Genomic DNA, 7,565 nt, shown 5'->3' with positions numbered 1-7,565 from the left:
CGCACTCGCCGTGGCGCCCGATTGGTCCGAATTCCGTTCGGATGGACGGCACCGGCGGTCCTGATGGATCATGGTGGCGTGCCAGGCAGGTGCGGCCCACAGATGAGGAGGTCATGTCATGGTGAGGCCCCGGCCGACCGATGATGAGCTGCGGCAGAACTTCGACGAGGAACTGGCGTCGGCGTCGTCGGGCGGCGGTCTGCACACTGAGACCGGTCTGGATTCCGAGACCCAGGACGCGCTGTGGGCGGTCGCCCGGGCGTATCCGGAAGTGACCGACGACCTGCTGGCCGCCGCGCGCACCGCGTTCGCGGGCCAACTCGACGGCTCACACGCCGCGGGCTACCGCGACAAGCTGCGCGCGCAGTACCAACTGCTGTACGGCGACAGATAGCGAACAGCCGATGGCGTGACAAAGTATTTCGGGTCTAATCGCCTTGGGCCCGATGAGCGAACATTAGTATCGTTGAGACATCGCTAGTGATGGCTGTCGATGAGGGAACGCCACTGTCGGCGCGGCAGTCGGGGAAGGGCCGTACCGTGACGAATGATGGGCAGCGAGGCTTCGAGACCGCCCGCGAATCGGAGCCGGACGTGGTGTCGGGAGGTGTCGGCGAGACACCCGTCGGGCCCGATACCGCTCCCGGTCCGGCGTCCGATGCCGCCGCGACGGTGACCGATGCCGCGCAGGCGACGCCCGGCGCCCCGGACGCCGAATCCCCGGAGGCCGCTCCCGATATCGGATTCGCCTTGGGCGCCGCGCTGCAGAACGCGCGCCCGGCCTCCGGTTCCGAGTTCGTCGAGGAGCAGGCGCGCCGGCTGGTGCACGAGATCGCCCGCGCGCTGGCCGCGGCCGGGCCGGAGGGCTGGCAGGAGTTGGTGGCGCAGTTCGCCGTCACGGTCTCCGACGCCGCGGTGAGCATCGTGTACTCCGACGGCGGCGAACGGGCCCTCGCGATCGACCCGCCCGAGGGCGTCCTGGATATCGTCCGGGCGCAGCGGGAGGTATCGGCGCAGCTGGCGTCGGGGCCGTGGTGGCGAATGGTGTTGCGGATGAACGCCGCCGGCCTGATGGATGCCGACTACGACTACGGCGACGAGCCCTTTCCCGAGGGCCAGCTGCTCGATCCCGAATCGTATCGCGTTGATCTGGAGGCATTTCCGCGTCAGCGGCTGCCGGTCTGGCTGGCCGCCTACATCCGGCACGGTGACCGGCAACTGCGCGATCCGGTCCGGGCCGCGGCCGATGGCGCCCGCCGCCACGCGGCCACCCGGGTGGACGCCGTGCTCCCGCCGCTGCCGGTGCTGTGGTCCCGGTGGGCGGCCGTGGCCGCGGTCTACGCCGCACTGGAGTCGCCCTGGGGCGCGCGGGTGATGCCGTCGCTGGCCCTGTTCGAGGGTTCCTCGCACAGCGGTTCCACGCTCTACCTGCTCCCGGGCGACCGGGCGGTGCTGTCCGGCGGGGTCTGGGACGCGCCGCGGCTGGACGCGGCCTACAACACCGGCGCCGATCTCCCGGAGCTGTATCGCGGCGCCCCGGAATGGGTCGTGAACCCGGTGCTGAACGCCCGCGCGCGCGACGGTCTGCTGTCGTTCTGCTACTGGTGGAGCGCCGGAAGCTGGTACTGCGGCGAGGAACCCGCGCCCGACGGATTCGATACCGCCGTGCCCGGCGTCTGGTCCAGCGAGGTCACGGCGGATGTGGTGTGCCGCGCCTTCCCGGAGTCGTCGGATCCGCGATTGCGTTCGGCCGCACAGGATCTCGTCGCGGCGGCGGAGGCCTTCGTGGTCACCGATCGCACCGTGGCGGAGGTCTTCGAGGCCGGTCTTCCGGTGCGGGAGGCGCCCGCCGAGCCGGGCGAGGGCGAGCCCCCTTCCGGCGCAACAGAATCCGCGCCGCCCCCGCGCGAAGAGGAGCTGCGCCAGCGGATCGCCGTCGCCCTCTCGCAACTCTCGCTGGCCGGTGTCGTGGCCGAGGTTCCCGGCCGGCTGTCGGAGGAGGAGGCGATCTCCCGGGTGGCCGACCACCTGCGTGCCTCCGGCCTCGACACCACGAACTATCCCATCGCCCAGCTGGTGGCCGAACGCGTCTCGGCGGGCTGGATGGTGTTCGTCCCGGTGGCCCCCGGCGAGATCGCCATCGGCCGCGCCCTCTACTACATCGCCGACGACGGCGTCATCGAGGAATCCAGCTCCTCGGAGGCCCCCGAGGTATTCATCGACGGATTCGAACAACGCTTCCAGCAACGGTGGTCGGGAACTTCCGAATCCTCCCACCGGACGGGAGAGTGAGTCATGGCCGGCGGCACGGACGAGTCGGCTCCGGGAACTCGATGATCATGACATCCTTACAGGGCAGCGTGTGAGAGAGGCCAGCTATGACAGATGAGAACCCGGATCGGCCGGATGCGGAGGAGTTTCCGCAAGAGTTCACTGCCTCGTCATTGACCGGGTCGATCGTCGTGCGGACCGCGGAACGTGGTTTGCCCCTGGGGATTCGGATCGAGCCCGACCAACTGCAACGTGAACCCGACACGTTGGCTAACGAAATATTAAGACTGTGCAAGAAGTCCGCCGGCCGGGCCGGATTGGCTCGACGGGAGTATCTGGAGCAGGCAGGATATACGCCGGAGATGTTGTCCCTGGCCGGCTTGCCCACCAAGGAAACGGTGGCTCGTCAAGAGATCGTCGAAGAGCAAGAATATGAGACGCAGCCCGACAGCTGGCTGCGTTCGGTATGAGTCCGGTGAGGTGATTCATGGTCGAGACGATGGACGAGCTGATCGCCCGGGTGCAGGGCCAGCTGAATCGTATTCAGGATCTGGGCGATTCGCTCAACGGTATCGAGGTCACCGAGACGTCGCCCGACGGCGCGGTGACCGTGACCGTGGACGGCTCGGCGACGCTGCTGGACCTGCGGTTCACGGAGGCGATTCGGCAGATGACACCGGACGAGTTCGAATCCGCGCTGGTGGGCACGGCCCGCGCCGCCGCCGCGCGCGCGTTCGGCGAGCAGGCGGAGTTGGTCGAAGCGTTCAATGCCGAGCAGGGGGGATGAGCGCATGTCGTTAACACGTCACGGTTGCGGAACGGATAGGCAACAAAGGGCAGCGCAACGAAACATCGTGAGATGCTTCGGGATTGGATGAGGATCATGAATCATGTGGAAGTGACCCCCGACGCATTGCGTTCCTACGGACACTCTTCGGCGGCGATGGCGGCCGGTGTGGCGAGCGCCGGGTCGGTGGACCAGGCCGCGACGATGGCGGCGTGCGTTCCCGTTTTCGGGTTGATCGGCCAGGAATTCCTGCTGTCTTTTGCCGGGGCCCAGGCCAATCATCTGTCCTCGGTGATGGAATTGGCCGCCGTCCATGCCGGAACGGCATTGACCGCGCACGAGGCCGCCGGAACCTATGAGACGACCGATCATGGTTCGGGCGATTCCATTCGCGCCGTCGACGCGTAATAGAGGCGCCGAGGATATCGAATGAGTACGCCGGGTATGAATCCACCGCCCGACGGCGCGCCGGTGGATCCGACCGTGCTGGATCTGTTGCGCGGCAGCGTTTTGGCGCCGATGCTGGATCAGCCGGTCGGCGACATCCTGCACAGCCTCGGGCTGCCGCCGCTGCCGCAGTTTCCGGCCGCGTCGCCGATCCCGGGCCTGCCGCCGGTGCCGCTGCCCGATCCCGCGGCATTGATGCGTCCGCTCACCGATCTGGCCTCCGCCTTCGGCTCGGGCCAATTCGGTGGTGGCGCACCGCAACCCGCGCCGCCACCACCGGCCGAGCCTGCCGCGGCGCAGGGTGAGGCACCGGCGGAGGGCGGGGCGCCGCCGCCACCACCACCCCCACCCCCACCGGCGGCGCCGATCGCGCTGCCGGGCATGCCGCAGGACCCCACCCAGATGCTGTCCGGCGTCACCCAGGTGCTGTCGACGGTGATGCAGCTCGGCACCACCGGGCTACAGGCCGTGATGGCGGTCTGGCAGGGCATGGCGGCCATGGAGGCGTCCCAGAAGGCGAGTGAGGCACAAGACAATACGGCGCAGCTGGCGAACCAGAGCGTCGGGCAGAAGGCGTCGCTGGCGGGTGCCGCCGGAAGCGTTGCGACGGGCGGCGCCCTGATGTCGGGTGTCGTGACCAAGCAGTCGGCCACGATGGCGCTGGCGCCGCTGCTGGCGGCCACCGGCGCGGGTGCCGTGTACCTGGTGAGCTCGACGGTCCAGTCGATCGCCGAGGCGCTGGGGATCACGGTCAAGACCAAGGCGGAGCTCGCCAGCCACAGCGGCGTGATGAGCCAGGTCGGCACCAAGGTGAAGGTCACCAAGCCGCCGACCGGTGTCAAGAATGCCGGCACGCAGGACGTTACGCAGTTGCTGAGCATGATCACCCCGCTGCTCAGCGCCGGTAGCGCGGTCGGCCAGGCGGGGCAGCAGATCGGCCAGCTGGCCAAGGCCAACACGTCGCTGAGCACCGCGAAACCGATCGATGCCGAGCATTCGGAGACGGATCCGGCCAAGCTCGGCGCCCTCGGTTCCGGGGGCGGCGGTGCGGGCGGCGGCCTGGGCAGTCTCGGCGGTGCGGGTGGAGTCGGTGGCGTCGCCGCCGCGCCTACGCCGCTGGCGCCCTGGCCCGGTACGCAGGCGGCCGGAATCGGCGGCGCGGCAGGCGGTTCGGCGGCCGCCGCGGCCGGCGGCGGCAACCTCAGCGGAATGTCGTCACCCATCGGCGGTTCGGCGGCGGGCGGCGGTGGCGGCTACATGCCGATGGGCGGCGGCGGGGCGGCCGCCGGCGGGGCGCGGGCCGGCGACGGCGGGATCGACGACGGCGCGCGCAACAACCTCGTCACAGGTCAGCACGGCGACGAAGTGGTCGGCCGTATCGAAGGAGTATCGCTACCGGTTGTCGGCGCGCCCGATCAGGTGTCGGAAGCGCCACCGGACAAAGATCTCACGCTCTGACGTGGGATTTGAAGGAGGAGGGTCGTCGTGAGTACCGAAACACCGGGAGGCGTCTTCAGCGGCGTGCAGTTCGATCCGGCCGCAGCCGGGCGAGCGGCCACCGGCCTGGACGCACTGGGAGATCGCCTGTCCGCGGACCTGGAGGCCGCGACCCAGGCGCTCACCGTGCCATCGGCCGGGACCGACGAGGTGTCCGTGCGAGCGGCGAACTCCGCCAACGAGGTCGCCACGTCGTATCTGGACAGCGCCCAGGCCAGCGTGCGCGAGATGCGCAAGCTCGCGGCGACCCTGCGCGCGCAGGCCGCCACGCTGGGGGCGATGGACAGTGCGAACGCCGGCAACCTCGGTGGCGCGGACACCGTGTGACAGGACAGAACGAGTCGATGATCGAACCACCGACACCCGGGTTCACCGGCGTGGTATGGGAAGCGCGCGAGCCGGATCGGCTCGCGCGCGAGCTGACCACGGGCGCGGGTGCGGTCCCGATGGCGGAGGCCGCGGCCGCGTGGACGCGGCTGGCCGCGGCATTCGGTTCGGCCGTCGTCGAGTACGAACGGGCGATCATGGACCTGCGCACGGCGTGGCAGTCCGGTCGCAGTCCCGAGGTGATCGAGCAGATCTCCACGTTGCGTGACTGGCTGGCGGAGGCGGCCACCGCGGCCGGGCAGAACGCGGCCCGCTGCCAGGCCCAGGTCGTCGCGTACGAGGTGGCCCTGCTGGCCATGCCGAACGTGACCGATATGCAGGTGATCCAGCAGGCGCAGCAGGCGCTGGAGATGGTCGGCGCGATGCTGGGCGCCCCGATCAAGGCGGTCGCCGCGCAGACCGACGCCGACCAGGACGCGGCGAAGGCGCTGGCGTCCCGGGTGATGCGCACCTACGAGGGCGCCAGCGAACCGTTCGCCTCGTCGTGGCAGCACAACGCGCCGCCCGCGGTGGCGCCGGAGACGGCGCTGGCCTCCGAGGAAGCTACCGCAGCCACTGCGGCCGCCCCGACCCTGCCGGCCGGCATGTCCGGTGGTATCGGAATGCCGTTGGGCGCCTTGGCGATTCCGTCGATCGCGGCCGTGCCGCGGCCGCTCACCGAGTACCGGGCGGCGACGATGCACTCGCAGGCGGCGGCCACCCAGCAGCCGACCCCGCAACCGGTTCCGGTCCATGCCCCCGGCGAGGCATCGAACCCGATTCCGATGGCGCCGGGTGGAGCGGCGCCGGCCGCCGGCGGCGACGCCACCCGTTTTCCGCGCGCCAGCCTGCCCGGCGAGGAGGCCGACCACATCGGTGCCGACACCGATCTGCAGGCGGCGCCCGCCGTCCTCGGCGGCGTCGAGCCGGCCCGGCACGCGACTCCGCAGCCGGATCAGTCCGCGGCGGGAGGCCCCGCATGACGGTGCTGACCAATGACGGCCTCCTGGCGGTGGCCGACCGGCTCGGCGTGCAAACCCTGCCGCTGGCACTGGCGGTCGGCCCGGCGCACGACGACTACCGCGAGTGGCAGCTCGCCCAGGAGGCGGCGGTCGACAACCTCACCCGCTCCGGCATATTCGACGGTTCCGGTGAGGTGACCGACGATGTCGCCCAGGCCATGCGCGTGCTGGCGCAGCCCGAGTCGGAGCTGGCCGCCCGGGTGTACTCGGGCGACGGCACGGTGCGGATCTGCCTGGCCCGCCAGGGCCTCGAGCATGCGCTGGCCGTGCGGCGCGGCGACGATATCGAGGTCCGGTCGGAGTGGGTGGACGAGGCGCCGGACGCACCGGCCCGGCCGGTGCTGCGGGCCATGCCGTCCTGTGCTCCGGCGGCGATCGCCGTCCTGCGGGTGCCGGCCGACGACCTGGCGCGGCGGCTGGACGAGGCCACCACCAGCGCCGAATACACCGACGCCTTCTTCGCCCTCGGCATGGAGGGCCGCGATGCCACCGTCGCCGGAATGGCGTTCGGCAGCTGCCACACCGTCACCGAGATCGTCGCCTATCGGCACGGTGACGGCGTGACCACCCCGGCGCCCGGCGCGGTCGCGGTCTACGACACCGAGCACGGGCGGATCGTCGTGGCGCCCACCGTCGCCGCCGACCACCAGACCTGGGCCACGATGACACCGGGCAGTGATCACCGGGTGGCCTCGGCGGTCGCCTCGCTGATCGAGGGTCTGCCTGGGGGGAGGTGGGCGCCCGAATAAGACTCGACCGAGTAGGACGAATCTCCTCTCCCCGGGCGGAATTTCAGGCCGTCCACGATGGATTTCGACACAGTAGTAAAGGAAGGATCCTGTCATGGCAGGTGCAGTAGGTGTAGAAGCTGGTGGCGTAGATAGCGTAGTCAGCCAAATGGAAGACGCCATCTCCACGCTGCGGACGTCGGTCAAGGAGATCGACGACGCCGCGCAGGCGGTGGTCCGGGGCTGGAAGGGTGACGCGCACGACGAGTTCGTGAAGGTCGCCAACGAATGGCACGACGAGTCCGAGTCGCTGAACAAGAAGCTCGACGAGCTCAACAACGCTGTCAACAGCGGTAAGTCCACCCTGGTCAACATGGACTCCGCCGGCCTCGGCGGCGGTGGCGGTGGCGGCGGCGGGCACACCAACCTGTGATCCGCTTCCGCCGG

10 protein-coding genes are annotated in these 7,565 nt (G+C 70.1%); all 10 read left to right on the top strand.

Features of this window, described 5'->3' with window-relative positions; genetic code table 11:
• Positions 1-118 precede the first annotated feature (118 nt).
• The 10 genes from D892_RS0106005 to D892_RS0105960 all read left to right on the top strand — a co-directional run bounded on the left by D892_RS0106005 (position 119) and on the right by D892_RS0105960 (position 7,551).
• Positions 119-394, top strand: a complete 276-nt coding sequence (locus D892_RS0106005) for a hypothetical protein (RefSeq protein WP_024800377.1) — start codon at positions 119-121, stop codon at positions 392-394.
• Positions 395-540: 146 nt separating this feature from the next.
• Complete coding sequence (locus tag D892_RS40530) at positions 541-2,292, top strand: hypothetical protein (protein ID WP_232236007.1); 1,752 nt, start codon at positions 541-543, stop codon at positions 2,290-2,292.
• A gap of 86 nt (positions 2,293-2,378) precedes the next feature.
• Complete coding sequence (locus tag D892_RS0105995; RefSeq protein WP_024800375.1) at positions 2,379-2,741, top strand: hypothetical protein; 363 nt, start codon at positions 2,379-2,381, stop codon at positions 2,739-2,741.
• A 17-nt stretch (positions 2,742-2,758) separates the two neighbouring features.
• On the top strand, positions 2,759-3,058 hold the full coding sequence (locus D892_RS0105990) for a YbaB/EbfC family nucleoid-associated protein (RefSeq protein WP_024800374.1): 300 nt from the start codon (positions 2,759-2,761) through the stop codon (positions 3,056-3,058).
• Between the two features lie 96 nt (positions 3,059-3,154).
• Positions 3,155-3,466: a type VII secretion target gene (locus tag D892_RS0105985; RefSeq protein ID WP_024800373.1), complete on the top strand. Its 312-nt coding sequence runs from the start codon at positions 3,155-3,157 to the stop codon at positions 3,464-3,466.
• A gap of 21 nt (positions 3,467-3,487) precedes the next feature.
• On the top strand, positions 3,488-4,963 hold the full coding sequence (locus D892_RS49365) for a hypothetical protein (protein ID WP_304413523.1): 1,476 nt from the start codon (positions 3,488-3,490) through the stop codon (positions 4,961-4,963).
• Between the two features lie 27 nt (positions 4,964-4,990).
• Positions 4,991-5,329: a PE domain-containing protein gene (locus D892_RS0105975; protein ID WP_232236006.1), complete on the top strand. Its 339-nt coding sequence runs from the start codon at positions 4,991-4,993 to the stop codon at positions 5,327-5,329.
• Complete coding sequence (locus tag D892_RS0105970; RefSeq protein ID WP_232236005.1) at positions 5,326-6,351, top strand: PPE domain-containing protein; 1,026 nt, start codon at positions 5,326-5,328, stop codon at positions 6,349-6,351. The genes D892_RS0105975 and D892_RS0105970 overlap by 4 nt, the downstream gene beginning before the upstream one ends.
• A complete protein-coding gene (locus D892_RS0105965; RefSeq protein ID WP_024800369.1) occupies positions 6,348-7,139 on the top strand; it encodes an ESX secretion-associated protein EspG in 792 nt (263 codons plus the stop codon). Before D892_RS0105970 ends, D892_RS0105965 begins: the two co-directional genes overlap by 4 nt.
• Positions 7,140-7,233: 94 nt before the next feature.
• The gene (locus D892_RS0105960) at positions 7,234-7,551 is read left to right on the top strand and encodes a WXG100 family type VII secretion target (RefSeq protein ID WP_024800368.1); all 318 of its coding nucleotides are present in this window, start codon (positions 7,234-7,236) and stop codon (positions 7,549-7,551) included.
• Positions 7,552-7,565 lie beyond the last annotated feature (14 nt).

The sequence above is a fragment of the Nocardia sp. BMG51109 genome (genome assembly GCF_000526215.1).
GTDB lineage: Bacteria > Actinomycetota > Actinomycetes > Mycobacteriales > Mycobacteriaceae > Nocardia.
The sequence above is the reverse complement of the archived record's forward strand: the minus strand, read 5'-3'. Positions and strand labels throughout refer to the sequence as shown.